We start from the raw sequence: 522 nt of genomic DNA, 5'->3' as shown, positions 1-522 counted from the left end.
AACCGTTTGGCCGGGATGGCAAGCACCCGCTGGATCAGTGCGGCGTGTTCGGGATGCCGCAGCGACGCGTAGGTGAACAGCGACCGGATCGCGGTCAGGCGAAGGTTGCGGGTTCGCGCGCTGTTGCGGCGGTCGGCTTCGAGATGGTCAAGGAACGCGCAGATCGTCTCGCTGTCGAGGTCGTCCCAGTCGAGGGCGCACGGCTTCTTCCCGGTCCGCTCGTGCTCGAACACGATCAGCAGCCTCAGCGAATCCCGATAGGAGGCGATGGTGCGCGGGCTGACCCGGCGTTGCTTGGCCAACCGGTCGGTGAAGAAGCTCTGCAACGTGGGAGCGATCAGACTCATCGCGTGATCACCTCCCGGGACAGCTCCAGGCGGTCGGCGGCCAGAGCCAGCAGCTCGGGTGCGGCCGAGAGGTACCAATACGTCGACCGCGGATCCCGGTGCCCCAGGTAGGTCGACAACGTTGGCAGCCGGGCCTCGACGTCCTCACCGGCCTGATACCAGCGGAGAAGGGTGC

At 66.7% G+C, this 522-nt stretch carries 2 protein-coding genes; both read right to left on the bottom strand.

All coding sequences use genetic code 11. The annotated features are described in order from the left end of the window. Window positions 1-347, bottom strand: a 347-nt coding sequence (locus tag GEV06_29290; protein ID MPZ21931.1) for an integrase, incomplete at its 3' end; no start/stop codon positions are given. Beyond that, window positions 344-522: integrase (locus tag GEV06_29285; GenBank protein ID MPZ21930.1), on the bottom strand; the 179-nt coding region annotated here is incomplete at its 5' end. The genes GEV06_29285 and GEV06_29290, both read right to left, overlap by 4 nt.

The organism is Luteitalea sp., from assembly GCA_009377605.1.
GTDB lineage: Bacteria > Acidobacteriota > Vicinamibacteria > Vicinamibacterales > Vicinamibacteraceae > WHTT01.
Note: the sequence above shows the minus strand (reverse complement) of the source record. Positions and strands in the feature narration are given on the sequence as shown.